General features: G+C 72.8%; 22 protein-coding genes and 1 tRNA gene. 7 read left to right on the forward strand and 16 right to left on the reverse strand.

Annotated features, from left to right (window positions below; translation table 11 throughout):
- Positions 1-206 precede the first annotated feature (206 nt).
- On the reverse strand, positions 207-620 hold the full coding sequence (locus RF640_RS10790) for a hypothetical protein (RefSeq protein ID WP_368827813.1): 414 nt from the start codon (positions 618-620) through the stop codon (positions 207-209).
- Positions 621-789: 169 nt separating this feature from the next.
- Entirely contained in the window at positions 790-1221 is a 432-nt protein-coding gene (locus RF640_RS10795; protein WP_368827815.1) for a DUF3592 domain-containing protein, read from the reverse strand.
- A 274-nt stretch (positions 1222-1495) separates the two neighbouring features.
- Between RF640_RS10795 and RF640_RS10800 the strand changes: the two genes are divergently transcribed.
- The 3 genes from RF640_RS10800 to RF640_RS10810 all read left to right on the forward strand — a co-directional run bounded on the left by RF640_RS10800 (position 1496) and on the right by RF640_RS10810 (position 2946).
- A complete protein-coding gene (locus tag RF640_RS10800; protein WP_368827817.1) occupies positions 1496-1675 on the forward strand; it encodes a hypothetical protein in 180 nt (59 codons plus the stop codon).
- 99 nt (positions 1676-1774) lie between these two features.
- A complete protein-coding gene (locus tag RF640_RS10805) occupies positions 1775-2329 on the forward strand; it encodes a hypothetical protein (RefSeq protein WP_368827819.1) in 555 nt (184 codons plus the stop codon).
- Between the two features lie 80 nt (positions 2330-2409).
- Positions 2410-2946, forward strand: a complete 537-nt coding sequence (locus RF640_RS10810; protein WP_368827821.1) for a hypothetical protein — start codon at positions 2410-2412, stop codon at positions 2944-2946.
- A 379-nt stretch (positions 2947-3325) separates the two neighbouring features.
- Here the strand turns inward: RF640_RS10810 and RF640_RS10815 are convergent, their stop codons facing one another.
- From RF640_RS10815 to RF640_RS10830, 4 genes are all read right to left on the reverse strand, one after another.
- Positions 3326-3802 carry a hypothetical protein gene (locus RF640_RS10815; protein ID WP_368827823.1) on the reverse strand — a complete coding sequence of 159 codons (477 nt, stop codon included), beginning with the start codon at positions 3800-3802 and terminating at the stop codon, positions 3326-3328.
- A gap of 28 nt (positions 3803-3830) precedes the next feature.
- Positions 3831-4400, reverse strand: coding sequence for a dihydrofolate reductase family protein (locus RF640_RS10820; RefSeq protein WP_368827825.1), 570 nt, complete (start codon positions 4398-4400; stop codon positions 3831-3833).
- Positions 4401-4439: 39 nt separating this feature from the next.
- Positions 4440-4952 carry a hypothetical protein gene (locus RF640_RS10825; RefSeq protein WP_368827826.1) on the reverse strand — a complete coding sequence of 171 codons (513 nt, stop codon included), beginning with the start codon at positions 4950-4952 and terminating at the stop codon, positions 4440-4442.
- A gap of 112 nt (positions 4953-5064) precedes the next feature.
- A complete protein-coding gene (locus tag RF640_RS10830) occupies positions 5065-5472 on the reverse strand; it encodes a hypothetical protein (protein ID WP_368827828.1) in 408 nt (135 codons plus the stop codon).
- 180 nt (positions 5473-5652) lie between these two features.
- On the opposite strand from RF640_RS10830, the gene RF640_RS10835 reads away from it, so the two are divergent.
- The 3 genes from RF640_RS10835 (at position 5653) to RF640_RS10845 (ending at position 7085) form a co-directional block, all read left to right on the forward strand.
- Entirely contained in the window at positions 5653-5910 is a 258-nt protein-coding gene (locus tag RF640_RS10835; protein ID WP_368827830.1) for a hypothetical protein, read from the forward strand.
- A 183-nt stretch (positions 5911-6093) separates the two neighbouring features.
- A complete protein-coding gene (locus RF640_RS10840) occupies positions 6094-6663 on the forward strand; it encodes a hypothetical protein (RefSeq protein ID WP_323632894.1) in 570 nt (189 codons plus the stop codon).
- On the forward strand, positions 6660-7085 hold the full coding sequence (locus RF640_RS10845) for a hypothetical protein (protein WP_323632892.1): 426 nt from the start codon (positions 6660-6662) through the stop codon (positions 7083-7085). Before RF640_RS10840 ends, RF640_RS10845 begins: the two co-directional genes overlap by 4 nt.
- 113 nt (positions 7086-7198) lie before the next feature.
- On the opposite strand, the gene RF640_RS10850 is transcribed toward RF640_RS10845, so the two are convergent.
- Positions 7199-7471 carry a hypothetical protein gene (locus RF640_RS10850; RefSeq protein ID WP_323632891.1) on the reverse strand — a complete coding sequence of 91 codons (273 nt, stop codon included), beginning with the start codon at positions 7469-7471 and terminating at the stop codon, positions 7199-7201.
- Between the two features lie 36 nt (positions 7472-7507).
- Positions 7508-7581, reverse strand: a tRNA-Leu gene (locus RF640_RS10855).
- Positions 7582-7869: 288 nt separating this feature from the next.
- On the opposite strand from RF640_RS10855, the gene RF640_RS10860 reads away from it, so the two are divergent.
- The gene (locus tag RF640_RS10860; RefSeq protein ID WP_109149403.1) at positions 7870-8115 is read left to right on the forward strand and encodes a hypothetical protein; all 246 of its coding nucleotides are present in this window, start codon (positions 7870-7872) and stop codon (positions 8113-8115) included.
- A gap of 130 nt (positions 8116-8245) precedes the next feature.
- Here RF640_RS10860 and RF640_RS10865 read toward each other — a convergent pair whose 3' ends face one another.
- The 8 genes from RF640_RS10865 to RF640_RS10900 all read right to left on the reverse strand — a co-directional run bounded on the left by RF640_RS10865 (position 8246) and on the right by RF640_RS10900 (position 17089).
- Positions 8246-9655 (reverse strand): NAD(P)/FAD-dependent oxidoreductase, encoded by a 1410-nt coding sequence (locus RF640_RS10865; protein ID WP_017832200.1) that lies wholly within the window; start codon positions 9653-9655, stop codon positions 8246-8248.
- 75 nt (positions 9656-9730) lie between these two features.
- Entirely contained in the window at positions 9731-11194 is a 1464-nt protein-coding gene (locus tag RF640_RS10870) for a S8 family serine peptidase (RefSeq protein WP_368827834.1), read from the reverse strand.
- Positions 11195-11225: 31 nt separating this feature from the next.
- Complete coding sequence (locus RF640_RS10875; RefSeq protein WP_017832198.1) at positions 11226-12176, reverse strand: Ppx/GppA phosphatase family protein; 951 nt, start codon at positions 12174-12176, stop codon at positions 11226-11228.
- 35 nt (positions 12177-12211) lie between these two features.
- Complete coding sequence (locus tag RF640_RS10880; RefSeq protein ID WP_031282342.1) at positions 12212-12751, reverse strand: DUF501 domain-containing protein; 540 nt, start codon at positions 12749-12751, stop codon at positions 12212-12214.
- A gap of 71 nt (positions 12752-12822) precedes the next feature.
- Positions 12823-13641, reverse strand: coding sequence for a septum formation initiator family protein (locus RF640_RS10885; protein WP_368827836.1), 819 nt, complete (start codon positions 13639-13641; stop codon positions 12823-12825).
- A gap of 124 nt (positions 13642-13765) precedes the next feature.
- Positions 13766-15049, reverse strand: coding sequence for a phosphopyruvate hydratase (gene eno, locus RF640_RS10890; RefSeq protein ID WP_017832195.1), 1284 nt, complete (start codon positions 15047-15049; stop codon positions 13766-13768).
- 184 nt (positions 15050-15233) lie between these two features.
- On the reverse strand, positions 15234-15968 hold the full coding sequence (locus RF640_RS10895) for a MazG family protein (RefSeq protein WP_017832194.1): 735 nt from the start codon (positions 15966-15968) through the stop codon (positions 15234-15236).
- A complete protein-coding gene (locus RF640_RS10900; protein WP_251355715.1) occupies positions 15965-17089 on the reverse strand; it encodes an adenosine deaminase in 1125 nt (374 codons plus the stop codon). The genes RF640_RS10895 and RF640_RS10900 overlap by 4 nt, the downstream gene beginning before the upstream one ends.
- Between the last annotated feature and the right edge of the window lie 5 nt (positions 17090-17094).

Genomic DNA, 17094 nt, shown 5'->3' on the forward strand with positions numbered 1-17094 from the left:
ATCACACTCCAATCGTCGAGTGCTCACTTTTCGACCGTCGCATCTGCTCAGTATTCGTCCGGCGTCGACAGACTCACCGCCTTGCGGCGGGACAACCTCCCTGGACATCACAACTAGAGCGCCCGCGCCTCGTGTGCTCGAGGTGGTCCGCTCGGGTCCCGACAGCTTCGACGGCGCCGGCAGAGGCCGCGGCCTGCGGTCATCCGCTACGAGGGCAGGCTCCCGCTGGTGCCGGGCTCGGGGACGCCGCGTTGCTTGCGCACCCTGGACGCGCGGTACTCGTCCCTGGCCATCCTGAAGGTGTACCAGCCGATGAGCCCTCCGATCCCGGTGAGGAACAGGGCGCTCCACATCGGCGGCTCGCCCTGCGCCACGGGGGCGAAGAGCAGCACCCAGGAGAAGACGAAGCCGATCCAGAGCACCGTCGTCACGATGCCCATGCCCCACCAGGTGCTGACCTGCACATGGCCGCGGCCCGGAGTGAACCCGATCTCGTCACCGGCGTAGCTGTGCAGCGCGCCGGTGGCCGTCGTGCGGAGCACCCGCTTCTCACCTCTCGCCAGCGCCCGCTGGTGCTCTGCCCGTATGGCGTCATCACGCCGCTGGCGGTCCTGCATCATGGCCTGTCCTCGCTGATGGGTGGGATGAACGGTGGGGCGCGCAAGCGCAGCGACTACTTCTCCCCTGGTTGCCGCTGCCCGGGCATGACGCCCACGTCTGCTCATCGGTTCGGCGGCCGGGGCCGCCATCGACTGGAGAGCGGCCCCCTCCACGAGGGACAGGTTGTGGTCATGGCAGCGGGACGACGGTGATGAACCAGAACAGGACGGCGGCGAAGACGACGAAGAACGGGATGAGGCAGCCCAACGCGACCCTCGTCTGGTTCGAGACCTGGAAGGACTCCGTCGGGTCCTCCGGGTTGTAGGCCACCTCCACGACCGTCCCCGGCACAGGCCGTGCGCCGCAGGAGATCTCCGACGCCCCGGTGAACGCTGTGCCGTGCAGGTCGGCGAACCGGTACGTGGGCCAGAAGCGGCGTGACCGGCTGGTGCTGCCGACGCCGCTGGTCCAGCCGGCCCGGCTGCCGGTCACGGTGGCCTCCGCCCTCGGCCAGTGGGCGGTCAGCCGCTCGTGCCGCCTGTTCTTCCGGACCGTGTGGACGACGGAGCCGGCGGCCCCGGCGACGAACAGCGCCCAGACCGCGTACAGCACGGTGCTCACCCGGGCATCCCAGAACCGCCGCGCACCAGCGGGGCGGCGGGCATCGTCGATGCCTGACCGGAGTCGAGGACGCAGGGAGCGCAGCAGAGTGCTCGTCGGGGGTCGGCCATGGTCTCAAGCTATCCTCCCACCCGCCGTTGTCCCCGCACCCCCGGGCTGTCACGCACACGGAGGGTGGCAGCCGGGAGGCCTTCAGCACGATCCGCCGGGTCGGCTGGCCGCGAAGCGCACCAGAGGTTCCGCAGCTTGCGAACCCGGCAGTAGGGTCACGCCCATGGGAGACCAGCCGTACGAATCGATGGACGCGCGCCAGACCGCCGACGCCCTCGACGTCTACCTCGCCGAACGCGAACCGGCCCTGGAGAGGCTTCGCTCAGCACTGACCGGCGGCGGCTTGGACACGCGTGAGACGCTCGACGGGTCCCTCTACTCCGTCTCCCCGCTGCGGGCATAGCTCACCGCTCGAGCCGCGCGGCTCGGCGTCGACCCGCGGTCACTGGAAGACGATGCCACCCGCCCCTCCTGGCCGTCCTGGGCACGCCACGGACGACTCGTGGACCCGCACCCACCGGCCGCCACGATCGCACTCGTCGACGGCTTCGCCACCTACCTCGGCCAGCTCCTGACCGCCGCGGTCCCCGCTGCGTCCTGGCAGGTCGGTGAGCACCGCATCAGTGACCACCCGCTGCTGAACTACCCGGTGCTCGCCTCGGACCACCACCAGATCTTCCTGCCGGCCCTGCCGCTCTACAGCGTCTACCAGTCCGCCCACGGCCGCGATCCGATGTCCGGCACCGAGATGCGCACCCACGTCCAGCGGACCGTCGAAGCTCTGAACGGGCGAGGACCGGAGGCCGCTGCCGTCGACGAGCCGCTGGTGACGGTCGTCGCCGAGCTCGACTGCTTCGACCTGGGCCTGCGCGAAGACATCCCGGCCGAGCGCCCGGAGATCGTGCCCCTGCTGATCTCCGAGCTGTGCGATCGCGACGGCGTCGTATCGGTCCACCGGTACGGACCCGCCGCCCTGATCGTCGACGTCCCCGGCTGGGACGAGCTGCGCCTGAAGATGTGGTGCACCCTGTGGCTGCAGCGGAACCTCCTGCGATGACCCGCCGGCGTCACGATCTCCGCCGCCGGCCTCGTGGCCGTGCGCGCCGGTGCCCGGACGGGGCCGGTAGCCTCGGCACCATGAACGAGTCCGCCCGGCAGACCGCCGAGGTGCCCGTGCCGACCGGCGGCCAGGTCCTCGCCCGCGCCGTGCCGGCGGCCGCCGTGCTCACGGTCGGGTTCCCAGCCCTGGTCCACTGGGGACTGGACGACAGCGGTACCGCACGCAGCCCCTGGGTCACCTTCGGACCGGCTCTGCTCCTGGGACTGGCGCTCATCGCACAGCGCCTCGTCCAGGCGCCCCGTGCCCGTCTCGACGTCCACCAGGACAAGGGAGCGCTGCGCCGATCGATCGGGATCACCGCCTCCTCCGGTCTGGTCCCGGACGATCCGGGCACCCGCGTCGCCGCCGGGGTGCTGGCTTGCACTCAGCTGGAGTCGGCGACCACGATCGTGGCCGGGATCGCCGGCGTCGTCGCCGTCTGGATCCTGCGCACCGAGACGTGGTGGGCGGTGACCGCCGTCGTGATGATGCTGATCGCAGTGGTCCCGGTCCTCCGCGCCCGCCGCGCCTGGGCCTACCTGGACGCCCTGCACGCCGCCGAGCGCACCGGCTGACGGCCTGCTGCCCCGGCGGGGCACTAGGGTGACGGACATGACAAGCCGTACGTCCGCAGCCCTGGCTGCCGCCGCTGTGCTGCTGATGATCACAGCCTGCGCCCCGTCAACGGAGTCCTCGTCGGCTCCCTCGGTCGACCTCGAAACGTGGGCGGCCAACACCCTTCCTGCTGTCGCCGAGGGAGGATTCTCCATCGCCGGCAGCACCGGCACCGACGGCAGTCGCGCCACCGGTTCGACGACCGATGTGGAGCCCGGGTGGTACGCGGTCACGATGGCGTGCGCACCGGCTGACCGGGGGGCTGACGCCGATCGATCCTCCGGACGGATCAGTCTGATCGGGGAACACGGGTCCTACGGCGAAGGGGACTGCGCGGGCTCACCGGTGACCACGACCGTGCAGCTCGGCGCCCCCGACGACACGACGCCGGAGACGGTCACGGTGGCAGCTGAAGCCGAGGGCTACGAGGCCTTCTGGGGCGTGTCCGCCGTACCAACGACTGCACCCGAATAGCGCACCTGCCGCACCGGTCGACGACCCGATGACCGGAACGAGCAAGGCCTGCTCGTCCGGCACGTAGGCCGGCAGCTCCGCGTCGTCGGCGACCTCCAGCTGCACCCGGTAGGCCAGCACCTCGTGCTCCCGCGTGCGCCCCGGTAGCTGCGTCCCGGCGCCGGGAACGGCGTCGAGCTCCACGGCCACTTCGCTGTCGGGGCGGATGATCAGCTCGCCGGGGTCCGCGCCCTCGTCGAAGGCGTAGTGCAGCGCCTGGACGGAGCGCACGACGCCGGGGACCGGCAGGTGCGGCACGTGCTCGGGTGTCCGGTCGTGGTGCTTCTCCCAGTACCCGGGCATCGGCCGGCCGCTGTCCTGGCTCGGGTCGTCAGGCCGTGACTCGCGTGGGCCGGTATCGCTGGGCGACCGCTCCCGACCGGAGCTCATGGCGGTCCACGAGCTCGAGCTGGATGCGCTCGCGCAGACCGGCGAGCAGCGTCGGCCCGTGTCCGGCAAGGACCGGTTGCACCACGAACTCGTACTCGTCGATCAGTCCCAGATCAGCCAACGCCGTCGGCAGCGTCACGCCACCCACCCACAGACCCTCGCCCGGCTCCTGCTTGAGCCGTTGAACCGCTTGGCCCAGGTCGCCTCGCACCAGCTCGGCGTTCCAATCGACCTCGCTCAGTGTGCTCGACACGACGTACTTCTTCACCCGGTCGATGGCCTCGGCGAACGGGATCTCCCACTCCTCCATCCAGTCAGGCCACGGGCCCGTGGCCGGCTTCCGCCACGCCGACTCCATCATCTCGTAGGTCACCCGGCCGAACAGCAGGGCATCGGCTCGCTCCATCTCAGCGGTCCAGTAGCGCATCGACTCCTCGTCCGGGGGAAGCCCGGCCTCGTGATGGCAGCAGCCGTCGAGCGTGACGTTGATCGAGTATCGAAGTGGTCTCATCTCGTTGTTCTCCCTTGCTGTGGCGCCGGCGCGGTTGTCTCAGCGCCCGGTCGGTTCCGTGCCTGATGCTCGCTCGGCGATGACGTGCTCGCGCTGACGCTGGATCGCCCCGACGACTCGGTAGGACTCCTCGGCCGAGACCACCACCGACTCCGCCCCGGTGCTGATGCGCACGCTGGGCCCGCCCATCAGGTAGCCGGTGGCCCCACCCGTCAGGCGACGCCGGCCGATGCGCCACCACTCGGTGCGCGGCCCGACGGCTGCTTCGGTGATCTGCTCGTACGGGATCTGCTGCTGCTTGCGCCAGCCCTGCCGGATCTCCACGGCGTGGTCCCCCAGACTGAGGACGACCGATCGATGCACAACGAACGAGAGCGCTGTGTAGCCGACTACGAAGACAGGTCCGGTCGTCAGCAGATACGGTCCCTCCGGCACGAGCGCGGCCGCGACCACGATCAGCACGAGGAACACGACGACGATCGCGATCCGGATCCGGCACGGCTGGAACGTGACGAACTGCGGTGTCTCCTCCGGGTCTGCGCGCTCGGCCATGCCTCATGATCGCCGACCACACCGGCCGGGGGTAGACCCGATCCCCGGAACAACGGCCGACATCCCTCACGGCCGCCGGCGGCACGCAGTCTGTCGCCGCGACGCGACTGGATCAGCCGGTCTCGATCTGCAGCTGTGGGGTGAGCCGCACCCATCCCTCTGGTTCCTCCCCTGGAAGGCCGGCCGGAGCGAAGTCCGCCTTGATGCCCAACTGCCCGCTGGTGCCCACGCGCTCGCCGGGAGTGCAACCAGCGACCCAGTCCCCGGCTGCCGTCGGGTCGTAGGTGAGCAGGCAGTCGCCTTCCTCCCCGGCCACGAGGTAGAACTCGGCGCCCTCGTGGATGGCCAGCAACCGAGAGCTGTCGGCATCCCAGCCGTACTCCGCGGCATCGATCTCCGCGGGAAGCGTGTCGTCCTCGGTCTGCTCGCCGGCGTACAGGTCGACCGAGTCCTGCGAGCAACCAGCGACGACGAGAGCGATCGTCACCGCCAGCATCGCGCGCGTGCACCGGGTCATCATCTGCTGCTCCTCCGCTTCACCGACACAAGCCTCCGATGCCTTCGACCGTCTCACGGAGGGCGCGCCGAGGGGCTGAGGCCACGCCCGGTAGGGCAGGTGTCTCCGCGCCGGTGTTCGAGCACGAAATGCTCTCCTGCTCGCGGCCCTCAGGTCGTGCGGGTCGGCCGCGGTAGCGGAGGTGTGACGGGTGTCGAGGTGGATGGGGAGTACTGCTTCGAGACCGGAAGGTTGCTGGTGCTGAAGATCCGGGCCACGGGCCGCGTCGCGGTGAACGTCCCCGGTCCCACCCGCTTCGCCGCCGAGGCGAAGATGCTCTCCGTGATGGACCCGCTGCCGCTGGGCTGGCTCGGTTCCGACCTGGACGGCGAGGTTTGCCGTTGGCCGGTGGGCCCTGATGACTTCAACGCCGAGGACGCGCTGAAGGTCCGCGCCTCCTAGGGGCCGGAAGCGTTTCGAGGACATCTCTCGAGCAAGCCTTCGGCTCGAGCGGCGAACGCGGCCAGACGCTTACCGGCTCTTGAAGGCTCGTTGTCGCCGTCGGGACGACTGCTACGGTGCGACCAGCAGGCACCGGGCGAACACGTCGCTCACCGCCTCCGACTCCCCGAGGAGCACCGCGCGATGAGCACCCCCACCTGGCAGAACCCCGAGGTCCTCGCCGCCGCGGCCGGTCCCCAGGGCCCGCAGGTCCAGGCCGTCTTCCAGAAGGCTGCGGACATCGGCCTCGAGCAGTCGCAGGCGCTGCGCAAGGCCGCCGAGCTCCACCAGAAGTTCGTCACCGACAACACCCCCGTCGAGGTGGACTACGACGCGCTCGGTCAGGCTGCCGTGAAGCTGGCGGTCGGCGCCGCGGCCGCCGCCGGGCGCCAGGACGCCCTGGACCAGATCCTCGGGTCGTGGCGGAGCCTGTCGCAGGCGATCGCCACCGACTTGTTCCTCCTGATGCACCGGCACACCCGCCCCGACTCCGCTCCCCCGTCCGGAGACGCCCTGGAGCGCGCCGCCGAAGCCACCGCCACCAGCTTTCAGATGCCCGTGGCCCACGCCCTGATCGCCCTCGCCGCCCGGGACCTGATCGACGCCGACGGCTTCCCGCAGGACGCCTACGACTTCCTGACCACCCCGTGGAACTGGGCCTTCGGCGCCGCCCACCCCGAGGACGACACCGGGCAGACGGTGGAGGGCTCGTGAGCGAGGACCTGGCCGCCTGGGCGCAGTCCCGCCCGCAGTCGGTGCCCGCGGTGCAGTCGCCGGCCGACGGGCGGATGACGCCGATCGAGCTGAAGGTCGTGCGCGAGGACGTGGAACGGATCGAGGCGTACACCGCCGAGGTCGCAGATCACCTGGCCGCCCACCTGCTCGAGCACACCGGGCCCGACCCGGTCTTCGAGGTCTACGACCGCGACGCCGACATGCCGGCCCTCGATCTGCCGGGCGCACCGTTGCCGCTCACGGCCAGGTGGTGGCGGGCCGTCGCCTACCAAGTCGCCGAGGATGTTCCGGGCCTGCGGATCGTCGAGGCGCCGAAGTCGTCCAGGCAATCGGCGTCGCAGCACCACATGCTTGTGCACGGAAGTGGGGCTGCCGGGGTGCGGTCAGGCTCTCTAAGCTGAAGCTGTCGGTGAGCAGCTCATGAGCGGCCCGACACAGCGCAGGCCACGTCGGGGGGCGTGGCCGCGCAGCACGCAACGCCCCTGTCGGCGCGCGCCGCCCGTGGCGAAGGCGATCAGTCCCCGGACATCAGGAAGCCGCCGGCGGCCAGGAACAGCGCGGCCGAGACGGCGAGCAGCACCGGGTAGCAATGCTCGGCCAGAATGACCTCATGGTGGAAATCGTCGGCGTCGAGCCTCGCGTCGAGCCTGGTGGAGTGCTTTTTGGACTGCCAGTCGGATGGCGACCGCAGAACGCGCTCCCACCGGACCTCGGGCCGCCTCCGGTGCAGATTCCATGTCGGAAATGGCGGCCAAATGGCGAATCGGCCCCAAGTGACGGTGAGCAACTCCGCCAGTCTGGGCGGATTGCCAACGATTCTTCGTGCCCCCAGTCAGACTCGAACTGACACTGAGCGGATTTTAAGTCCGCTGCCTCTGCCGATTGGGCTATGGGGGCCGGTCCCGCACGCGTCACCGGGACGCCGCCCACCCTATCGCCTCGTCCCGCTCCCACCACCAGGACGGGCCGGGGCCGCGGCCGGGAACCGCGCCTGTCGGCCGGGCGCAGGATCCAGTACGCTGGCACGGTGGTCGAGCAGCCGGCCGCGATGTCGTCGCATCCGCAGGAGGCTGCTCCCGTGCACCACCCCGCTCTCCCGTCCCACCGGTTCCTGCCGGGATCCGGACGTCCCCCCGTCCCCGCCCCGTGCGGGTGCACCCCGATGCCGTTCCGGACGACCGCGGTATGAGCGAGGTCGTCGCCCGGCCCACCGGCAGGACCTACCTGGCGCCGGAGGACGCGTTCCCGGCCGACCTGACCGAGCTGTCCCTGGCCGAGCTGCACGTCCTGCACAGCAGGGTCGGCCGGCAGCTCGACCGCGAGTACCTCGGCAGCGCGTCCGGCGCCCACCCGGTCACGCTCGAGCGCCACCAGGAGCTGAGCGTGGAACTGGACGCCCGCGAGATCGCCCACCCCCGGAACACCCACTGACGGACGGGCGGCCTGCCGGCCCCGGGGCAGGCGCCACGGGGGCCGGGCCGGGGGCGTCACGGCCCCGTGGAACAGCTCGACCCCGCCGCGGCACGTGGCCGGGACGGGGTCGAGCGGTGGACGGATCGGATCAGAGGTTGGCCTTGCGCGGGGCGGGGGCCTTGCCGGCGGCGGTCTGGAACCGCGTGCGCGGGTCCCGCTCGTGGCGCAGCGTGGTGGTGTCCCGGCCGAACACGAAGTTCAGGGCCCACTCGGTGAAGACGCGGGCCTTGCGGTCCACGGTGGGGATCGCGTAGCCGTGGTAGAGCCGGTGCATCGCCCACGCGGCGACGCCGGAGAACTCCAGGCCCTTCGCCGGCAGACCGGGGAGGCCCTTGATGCTGGCCACGCCCTTGTAGAGGCCGAGCCCGGCGACCGCGCCGAGGTTCTCGTGGTAGTAGTCCTCGAGCGGCTTGCCTGCGCGGGCGGCCATGATGTTCTTGGCCATCGTGTGCGCCTGGCGCACCGCGTGCTGGGCGTTGGGGACGCAGAACCCGCCGACTCCCCCACCGGTGAGGTCCGGGACGGCGGAGACGTCGCCGGCGGCCCAGGCGCCCTCGAGGGGCCCGTCGTCGCCGGTGATCCGCAGGTCGGCCCCGGCACGGACGCGGCCGCGCTCGTCGAGCGGGAAGTCCGTGCTCTTGACGAGCGGGTTCGCCTGCACCCCGGCGGTCCAGATCAGGGTGTCGGTGCCGAACTCGCCGGCCGGGGACTTGTCCTGCATGTTGACGAGCTTCAGGTGCTTGTCCACCGCGGAGGCGAGCGACGTGTTGAGCAGCACCTCGATGCCGCGGCTGCGCAGGTGCGCCACGACCTTCTCCGCGCGCTCCTCGGAGACCTCGGGCATGATCCGGCCCATGGCCTCGATGAGCACGAAGCGCAGGTCGGAGACCGTGAGCCGCTCGTTGCGCTCGACGGCGCTGCGGGCCATGTCCTCGATCTCGGCGATCGTCTCGGTGCCGGCGTAGCCGCCGCCGACCACCACGAAGGTCAGCGCCCGGCGCTTGGCCTCCTCGTCGGTGGTGAGGGAGGCGACCTCGATGCGCTCGAGCACCCAGTTGCGCACCGCCACGGCCTCCTCGATGGTCTTGAGGCCGATGCCGTTCTCGGCGAGGCCCTCGATCGGGAAGGCGCGGGTCACGGAGCCGCCGGCGATGACGACCTCGTCGTAGGTCAGCTCGAAGGTCTCGCCCTCGTCGATGCCCTTGACGGTCGCGGTGCGGTTCGCGTGGTCGACGCCGAGCACGTGCCCGGTGACGATCTCGCAGTCCTTGAGGTGCTGCCGGTGGGGCACCACCGCGCTGCGGGCGGAGACGTTGCCGCCGGCCACCTCGGGCAGGAAGGGGAGGTACATCATGTACGGGTTGGGATCCACCACGGTCACGACTCCGCCGGAGTCCTTGATCCGCTTCTGCAGTTCCTGCGCCACGGTGAAGCCGACGTAGCCGCCGCCGACGATCAGAAGGCGCGGACGGTCCTTGGCCAGTTGAGTGAAAGACATGCCCCCGAGTCTACTCAGAACGCTGTCGATATCGGTTCTCGTCCGGGGCCTCCGCGCCGTGTTCCGGCGCACGCCTCAGGGACGGCCGCCCGGGCCCCCGTCCGGGTCGGCGGCCACGATGCGGCGGATGTGCACCACGGCACCCGCCGTGAGGCCCAGCACGAGCAGCCCGAACCCGGCGAGCACCACGACGGGCAGCAGCCCGGTCTCGTCGATCGGGGCGACGGGCTCGGGCGGGGCGACCTCCGCCTCGACCTCCTCCGTGACGGGCGCCGAGCTCTCGGCCGGGCCCGCCGTGGGGGTCGCCGCGGCGCTGCGGCGGTGCACCCGCACCCACTGCTCCATGCTGCCGAGGGGACTGCGGTCGACCTCGGGGACGTCCTCCGTGAGCGCGGCCTCGACGTCCAGCACCCCGTACCCGTAGAGCGGGTCCTTGCCCGGCGAGCCGGTGTCCCGGGCGGTGGAGACGATGCGGTTGGCGATCTGGGCGGAGCTCATCTCCGGCCACTTCGCCTTGATCAGCGCGGCGGTGCCGGCCACCACCGGGGCGGACGCGGACGTCCCGGCCCACGAGGCGTAGCGGTCGCCGGGGATGGCGCCCACCATGTCCTCGGACGGGCCGGCCACGGCGATCGAGATCCCCTGCGAGGAGGACTCCCAGCTCGCCTCTCCCGTGCGGCCCACGCCGCCCACCGTCAGCACGCCGGGGATGGTGGCGGGGGCGCCGACCTGGACGAGCCCCGACCCCCGGTTACCCGCGGAGGCGACGACGAGCACGTCCTTCTCCTCGGCGTAGAGGAAGGCCTCGTCCCAGCTCTCGGGCCACGAGGTGGCGTTGGAGCCCACCGACATGTTGATGACGTCCGCCCCGTTGTCCACGGCCCACCGGACGGCGTCCGGGAGCTGCTCGTCGACGCTGCGGACCTCCGGGCTCTCGTCGCCCAGCCAGGTGGACACGGCGAGCACCTCGGCGTCCGGGGCCACGCCCACGATGCCGGCGGGCCGGCCCGGGGCGTCGTCGTCCCGACCGCCCTGGGGCACGTGGCCGCGGCCCGCGGCCACGGACGCCACGAGGGTCCCGTGCTCGGGCTCGGTGCCGAGACCCTCCTGGCCGTCGGCGGAGCCGCCGCCCGAGACGTCGGTGCCGGCCACCACGGCGCCCTCCAGGTCCTGGTGCGAGCCGTCCACCCCGGTGTCGATGACGGCGATGCGCACGCCCTCCCCCGTGGACTCCGCCCAGGCCTCCCGCACGCCGTACTCGTCCAGCCAGTACTGCATCGGTCGGATCCCGTCCTCGGCGATGCGGGAGGTGTCCGGGGCGGGGGTGGCGCCGTCACCGGGTGGGGGTGCCACGCTGACGGGGTCCTCGAGCGGGATGCTGGGGGCGGGGCCGGGCTCCGGGGGCCGGGCCTGCGCCGGCCCCGCCCCGGGCAGGACCAGCGCGCCGGCGCCGACCACGGCCGAGGCCGCCCCCACCGCGCCCCACCGGGTGAGGGCGCGGTGGCGCGGGGGGCGGGGGCGGGGTGCGCTGGAAGACATGTGTCCTTCCGGGTCGGGGGGTCCGGGCGGGTCAGCCGACCTGGGACAGGGCGATCCCGTCCAAAATATCGTGCTCGCTCGCGATCGCCGAGTCCACCCGCCCACCGGTGGCGGCGCCCACCCGCTCGACGATCCGCCGCCACACGAGGGCGCCGCCGCCGATGACGTCGACACGGCCCTCATGCATGTAGGGCAGCGCGGCGCGCTCCGCGCGGGTCATGGCCGTGAGCTCCCGGCACGCCTGCGCGATCCGCTCGGCGGGCAGCTCGGTGCCGTCGATGGCCGCGGGGTCGTAGGCGGACAGCCCGAGGGCGTGCGCCGTGACGGTCGTGATGGTGCCCGCGACGCCCACGAGGTGGGTGGCCTCCGCGAGGGGCACGGTCTGCAGGACCACGTCCACGGCGTGGTCGACGTCGCGCAGCACGGCCTCCTGCTGGGCGGCGGTGGGCGGGTTGGAGCCGAGGTGGCGCTCGGTCAGGCGGACGCAGCCGATGTCCACGCTGCGCTCCGCGCGCACCCCCTGGGCGTTGCCCAGCACGAACTCGGTCGACCCGCCGCCGAGGTCGATCACCAGGACCCGGTCCTCCGGATCCGCGCCGCCCACGGCGGCCGCGGCGCCGCGGAAGGACAGCTCGGCCTCCTCGTCGCCGCTGATGACTTCGGGGGTCACGCCGAGGCGCTCGCGGATCCCGGCGAGGAAGACGTCCCGGTTGCCGGCGTCGCGGGTGGCGCTCGTGGCCACGAAGCGCAGCTGCTCCACCCCGTGCTCCGCCAGCAGCCGGGCGTACTCGTCCGTGGCCGCGAACGTGCGCTCGAGCGCCGCCTCTGCCAGCCACCCGGTGGCGTCCACGCCCTGGCCGAGCCGGACCACGCGCATCTCGCGCACCACGTCGTCGAGCACCGTGCGGCCCTGCTCCTCCCGGGTGTCGGCGATGAGCAGTCGGATGGAGTTCGTGCCGCAGTCGATGGCGCCTGTGCGCATGGGGAGTCCTCGGGGGTGTCGGGGGCGGGTGGGTCTCAGGCCTCGCGCCAGGCGGGGTCGCAGTGGCAGGCGTCGGGGGTCCACCACTCGGCGATGGCGGTGAGGGTCTCGTCGCCGAGCGGGTTCACGCCGGGCCCGGCCGCGAGCGCGTGGCCGGCGAGCACGTGCAGGCACTTGACCCGCACGGGCATGCCGCCGGCGGAGATGCCCTCGATCTCGGGCACGGGTCCGGTGCCGGCCGCGGCACCGATCCGGGCGCGCTCGGCGAGGTAATCCTCGTGCGCGGCCCGGTGGGCTGCGGCCAGCGCCTCGTCCTCGGCGATGCGGTCCGTCATCGTGTACATCAGGCCGGCGGCCTCGAGCCGGGACACCGCCGCGGTGATCACGGGGTGGGCCAGGTAGAACACCGTGGGGAACGGGGTGCCGTTGGCCAGCCGCGGCGCGGTGGCCGCCACGAGCGGGTTCCCGCACGTGCACCGGGCCGGGATCTCGACGACGTCGCGCACAGGACGCCCGAGCTGCCGGGAGAGCACCTGGAGGTCCAGGGCCGTGGGCTCGACCGTCGCGGCCGTCACGCCGAGTCCCCGGGGTGCGGGGGCCGGCCGGTCGCCGGGCTCGTGTCCGTGCTGGGGGTTCACGCCGTTCCTCACTCCGCGGCGCTGCCGCGGCTGTCCGTCGCCGCGTCCTGCGGCGCGCCGGCCCCGTCCGCCGGGGCGGCCGGGACGCTCTGCTCTGTCTGCTCTGCCTGCTCGGTGGTGCCGGGGTCCTGGCCCGCGCCGGGCTCGTCCGTGCTGCCCGGCTGTCCGGGGGCCGCGGGCTCGTCGGTGCCGCCCGGCTCGGCGGCGGTGCCCGCGTCCTCGGCGGTGTCCGCGTCCTCGCTGCCGGCCGGTTCCCCGCCGGCGTCCGTGTCCCCGGCGGCTCCCGTGCCCGCCGCGGGACGGGCGTCCTCGTAGGCGGAGGCCACCACGGACTGCCAGAGGGCGTCCACCCAGGCGGGCTTCTCGGCCTCGACCTGCGCCGCCGAGGAGTCCACCACGGCGCCGTCCATCTCCTCGGCGCCCACCACGAGGTAGGACCGCTCCCCCGGCATCACGTAGAGGAGCCGGTCCCGGGCCTGCTGCTTGACGTAGGTCTCGTCCGACCACTGGTCCACCTGGTCCTCCAGGGAGGCCTGCTGGGCCTCCATGGCGGCGATGGCGCGCTCGAGCTGGGCGATCTCCGCCCGCTGCTCGAGGAAGATCTTGGTGGTCGGCGCCGCCAGGAACACGATGAGCACGGCCACGAGGGTGAGGATCAGGAACCGCCCGCTGAAGGTGCGGGCGGGGACCGGCGACCCCACGGCGCTGGACCCGCCACCCGGCCCGTGGCCCGGGCCGCCGCCCGTCCCGCCGTCGCGCCCGCGGGTGCCCGGCGCGGCGTCGCGCCCGCCGAGCAGGCGGGTGGTGCGCGGGCGGGGAGCGGGCATGGCGACCTCACGGGGGAAGGGCGGGGACGGGGACCAGTGTAGCGCTCACGGGGGGAGCGGCCGCCGGGAACGGCCGCTCCCCCCGCACGACGACGGACCGGCGGGGCCGGTCAGCCGCCGGTGGTCACTTCGCGGTGTAGCGCGGGAACGCGGAGGCCCCCGCGTAGCGCGCGGCGTCCCCGAGCTCCTCCTCGATGCGCAGCAGCTGGTTGTACTTGGCCACGCGCTCGGAGCGGGCCGGCGCCCCGGTCTTGATCTGCCCGGCGTTGGTGGCCACCGCGATGTCCGCGATCGTGGTGTCCTCGGTCTCGCCCGAGCGGTGGGAGATCATGCAGTGGAACATGTGCCGCTGGGCCAGGGAGATGGCGTCGAAGGTCTCCGTGAGGGAGCCGATCTGGTTGACCTTCACCAGCAGGGCGTTGCCGGCGCCCTCGTCGATGCCGCGGGCCAGCCGCTCCGGGTTGGTGACGAACAGGTCGTCGCCCACGATCTGGACCTGGGTGCCCACGGACGCGGTGAGGGCCTGCCAGCCCGCCCAGTCGTCCTCGTCCAGCGGGTCCTCGATGGACACGATCGGGTAGTCGCGCACGAGCTCCTCGTAGTAGGAGGTCATCTCCGCGGCGCTGAGCTGCTTGCCCTCGAAGCTGTACTTGCCGTTCTCGAAGAACTCGGAGGAGGCCACGTCCAGGGCGAGCGCCACGTCGGTGCCCACGGTGTACCCGGCCTTCTCGATCGCCTCGGAGATGAGGTCGAGGGCGGCACGGTTGGACTCGAGGTTCGGGGCGAAGCCGCCCTCGTCGCCCAGCCCGGTGGCCAGGCCGCGCTCCTTGAGCACGCCCTTGAGGGAGTGGTAGACCTCCACGCCGGTGCGCAGGGCCTCGGAGAACGTCGCGGCGCCGATCGGGGCGATCATGAACTCCTGGATGTCCACGTTCGAGTCGGCGTGGGAGCCGCCGTTGAGGATGTTCATCATGGGCACCGGGAGGACGTGGGCGTTGGGCCCGCCCAGGTACTTGTAGAGCTCGAGGTCGGAGGCGTTGGCGGCGGCGCGGGCCACGGCCAGGGAGACGCCCAGGATGGCGTTGGCGCCGAGGCTGCCCTTGTTGTCCGTGCCGTCGAGGTCGAGCATGGTGCGGTCGACCAGCCGCTGGTCGGTCGCGTCGAGACCGATCACGGCCTCGGCGATCTCCTCGTCGACGGCCTTCACGGCGTCGAGGACGCCCTTGCCGAGGTAGACCTTCTTATCGCCGTCACGGCGCTCGACGGCCTCGAAGGCACCGGTGGAGGCGCCCGAGGGCACCGCCGCCCGGCCGTAGCTGCCGTCCTCCAGCAGCACCTCGACCTCCACGGTCGGGTTGCCGCGGGAGTCGAGGATCTGGCGGGCGTGCACTGCGGTGATCATGGCCATGGGTTGCTCCTGACGTTGGTGCTGAGCTTGTCGCTGACGTGGGTGGAACGTGTGTGGTGGGGCGGTCGGGGCCCCCGTGCGGGGCACCGGCCGAGGGTCCGCACCGGCGGGGCCGGGCGCCCCCGGCGGCTCCAGCCTAGCGACTCGGCGCCGGTGGCGGCCGCGGGGGCGGCCCGTGACGGGATCAGTCCCCGTTCCGGGCGGCGGCGTACGCGCGGGCGGCCCCGCGCAGGGCCCGCTCGGCGTCCAGCCCGCGGGCGGAGGCGGAGCGCACGAGCGCGAACAGCGCCTCGCCCAGCTCCTCCTCGGTGCGCGGGCCGCCGGGCTCCTCCGCGGCGGGGACCGCGGGCTCGAGGTCGTGCTTGCGGGCCCGCGCGAGGGTCTTCTCCGCGAGGGCCAGGGCCGGCAGGTGCGGCGGGATGCCGTCGAAGGGCCCGGTCCGCTCGGGCTTCTCGGCCCGCTTGAGGTCCTCCCAGCGGGAGTGCAGCTGCTCGAGGGTCTGCTCCCCCGCGACGTCCCCGGTGGCGCCGGCGCCGAAGACGTGGGGGTGGCGGCGGACCAGCTTGGCGGTGATGGCCTCGAGCACGTCGGCCACGTCGAAGCCGCCCTCGGCGCGCGGGCGCTCCTGGGCGACCCGGGAGTGGAAGACCACCTGCAGCAGGACGTCCCCGAGCTCCTCGACGAGCAGCCCGGCGTGGGCCGCCGGCCCGCCCTCGGCCTCCACGGCCTCGACGACCTCGTAGGCCTCCTCCACGAGGTAGCGCACGAGGGACTCGTGGGTCTGCTGCCCGTCCCACGCGCACCCGCCCGGGGAACGCAGCCGGTCCATGACCGCCACGAGCTCCGCGAAGCGCTGCCCGGTCCGCTCCGGGACGCCGAGCCCCGCCGCGACGTCGTCGGTGCCGTGCCCCTGGCTCATGCGTGCATCCCCTCGAAGCCGTCGGTGATCATCCCGTCCAGGGCGGTGCGGTCCTCGAGCGGGAGGAAGGCGGCGGCCGCGGCGTTGCGCTGCAGCCGCTCCAGGTCCTCGAGCCCGTAGCCGAAGTGCTTCACGAGCAGGGCCAGCTCGTCCGTGACCGTGGTCCCGCTCATCAGCCGGTTGTCCGGGGAGATGGTCACCGTGAAGCCGGTCCGGTAGAGCATGTCCACCGGGTGCCGCTCGGGACCGCCGCCGAACGCCGCCACGGCCCCGGTCTGGAGATTGGACGTGGGGCACACCTCGAGGGCGATGCCCCGGTCCCGGACCCACTCGGCCGTGCGCCCGAGGTCGACGACGGCGACGTCCTCCAGGTAGTCGATGTCGATGTCCTCCGCGATGCGCACCCCGTGGCCCAGGCGCAGGGCGCGGCCCGTGGCCAGCGCGTCCCGGATCGACTCGATGCCGGCGGCCTCCCCGGCGTGGAGGGTGACGGGCACCAGCTCGTCCGCGAGCAGCTCGAGGGCGGCCCGGTGGCGGGCGGGCGGGTAGCCGTCCTCGGGTCCCGCGAGGTCGAAGGCCACCACGCCGCGGTCCCGGTTGTCCACCACGAGGCGGGCGACCTCGAGGGAGCGCTCGGCGTGGCGCATGGCGCAGAGGATCTGGGTGACGGACACGATGTGGCCCGCGTCCTCCGCGGCCAGCACTCCCTCCGAGAGCCCGAGCCGGACGGCCTCGACGGCCTCCGCCATCGACAGGCCGCCGGCGGTGTGCTGCTCCGGGGCCCAGCGCACCTCGGCGTGGACCACCCCGTCCGCCACCAGGTCCTCGACGTACTCCCGGGCGCAGCGCACGAGCGCCTCGGGGGTCTGCATCACGGCGACCGTGTGCTCGAAGGTCGCCAGGTAGCGCAGCAACGAGCCGGAGTCGGCGCTCTCCCGCACCCACCGGCCCAGCGCCTCCGGGTCTTCGGCCGGCAGCCGGTGCCCGGCGGCGGCGGCCAGCTCGACCACCGTGGCCGGGCGCAGGGCGCCGTCGAGGTGGTCGTGCAGGCACACCTTGGGCAGGTCGCGCAGGACCCGGTCCGGCACGCGGCCCGGGTGCCGTTCGGCGGAGGTCAGCATCACGG

This window comes from Kocuria sp. CPCC 205231, assembly GCF_040980965.1.
GTDB lineage: Bacteria > Actinomycetota > Actinomycetes > Actinomycetales > Micrococcaceae > Kocuria > Kocuria rosea.

What these genes read in the sequence shown, in the direction of transcription:
- eno (WP_017832195.1), bottom strand. Translation starts at nt 15,049, where the DNA reads ATGGCCATGATCACCGCAGTGCACGCCCGCCAGATCCTCGACTCCCGC.
- RF640_RS10895 (WP_017832194.1), bottom strand. Translation starts at nt 15,968, where the DNA reads ATGAGCCAGGGGCACGGCACCGACGACGTCGCGGCGGGGCTCGGCGTC.
- RF640_RS10885 (WP_368827836.1), bottom strand. Translation starts at nt 13,641, where the DNA reads ATGCCCGCTCCCCGCCCGCGCACCACCCGCCTGCTCGGCGGGCGCGAC.
- RF640_RS10815 (WP_368827823.1), bottom strand. Translation starts at nt 3,802, where the DNA reads ATGCCCGGGTACTGGGAGAAGCACCACGACCGGACACCCGAGCACGTG.
- RF640_RS10860 (WP_109149403.1), top strand. Translation starts at nt 7,870, where the DNA reads ATGAGCGAGGTCGTCGCCCGGCCCACCGGCAGGACCTACCTGGCGCCG.
- RF640_RS10840 (WP_323632894.1), top strand. Translation starts at nt 6,094, where the DNA reads ATGAGCACCCCCACCTGGCAGAACCCCGAGGTCCTCGCCGCCGCGGCC.
- RF640_RS10865 (WP_017832200.1), bottom strand. Translation starts at nt 9,655, where the DNA reads ATGTCTTTCACTCAACTGGCCAAGGACCGTCCGCGCCTTCTGATCGTC.
- RF640_RS10830 (WP_368827828.1), bottom strand. Translation starts at nt 5,472, where the DNA reads ATGATGACCCGGTGCACGCGCGCGATGCTGGCGGTGACGATCGCTCTC.
- RF640_RS10810 (WP_368827821.1), top strand. Translation starts at nt 2,410, where the DNA reads ATGAACGAGTCCGCCCGGCAGACCGCCGAGGTGCCCGTGCCGACCGGC.
- RF640_RS10900 (WP_251355715.1), bottom strand. Translation starts at nt 17,089, where the DNA reads ATGCTGACCTCCGCCGAACGGCACCCGGGCCGCGTGCCGGACCGGGTC.
- RF640_RS10800 (WP_368827817.1), top strand. Translation starts at nt 1,496, where the DNA reads ATGGGAGACCAGCCGTACGAATCGATGGACGCGCGCCAGACCGCCGAC.
- RF640_RS10825 (WP_368827826.1), bottom strand. Translation starts at nt 4,952, where the DNA reads ATGGCCGAGCGCGCAGACCCGGAGGAGACACCGCAGTTCGTCACGTTC.
- RF640_RS10820 (WP_368827825.1), bottom strand. Translation starts at nt 4,400, where the DNA reads ATGAGACCACTTCGATACTCGATCAACGTCACGCTCGACGGCTGCTGC.
- RF640_RS10875 (WP_017832198.1), bottom strand. Translation starts at nt 12,176, where the DNA reads ATGCGCACAGGCGCCATCGACTGCGGCACGAACTCCATCCGACTGCTC.
- RF640_RS10790 (WP_368827813.1), bottom strand. Translation starts at nt 620, where the DNA reads ATGATGCAGGACCGCCAGCGGCGTGATGACGCCATACGGGCAGAGCAC.
- RF640_RS10870 (WP_368827834.1), bottom strand. Translation starts at nt 11,194, where the DNA reads ATGTCTTCCAGCGCACCCCGCCCCCGCCCCCCGCGCCACCGCGCCCTC.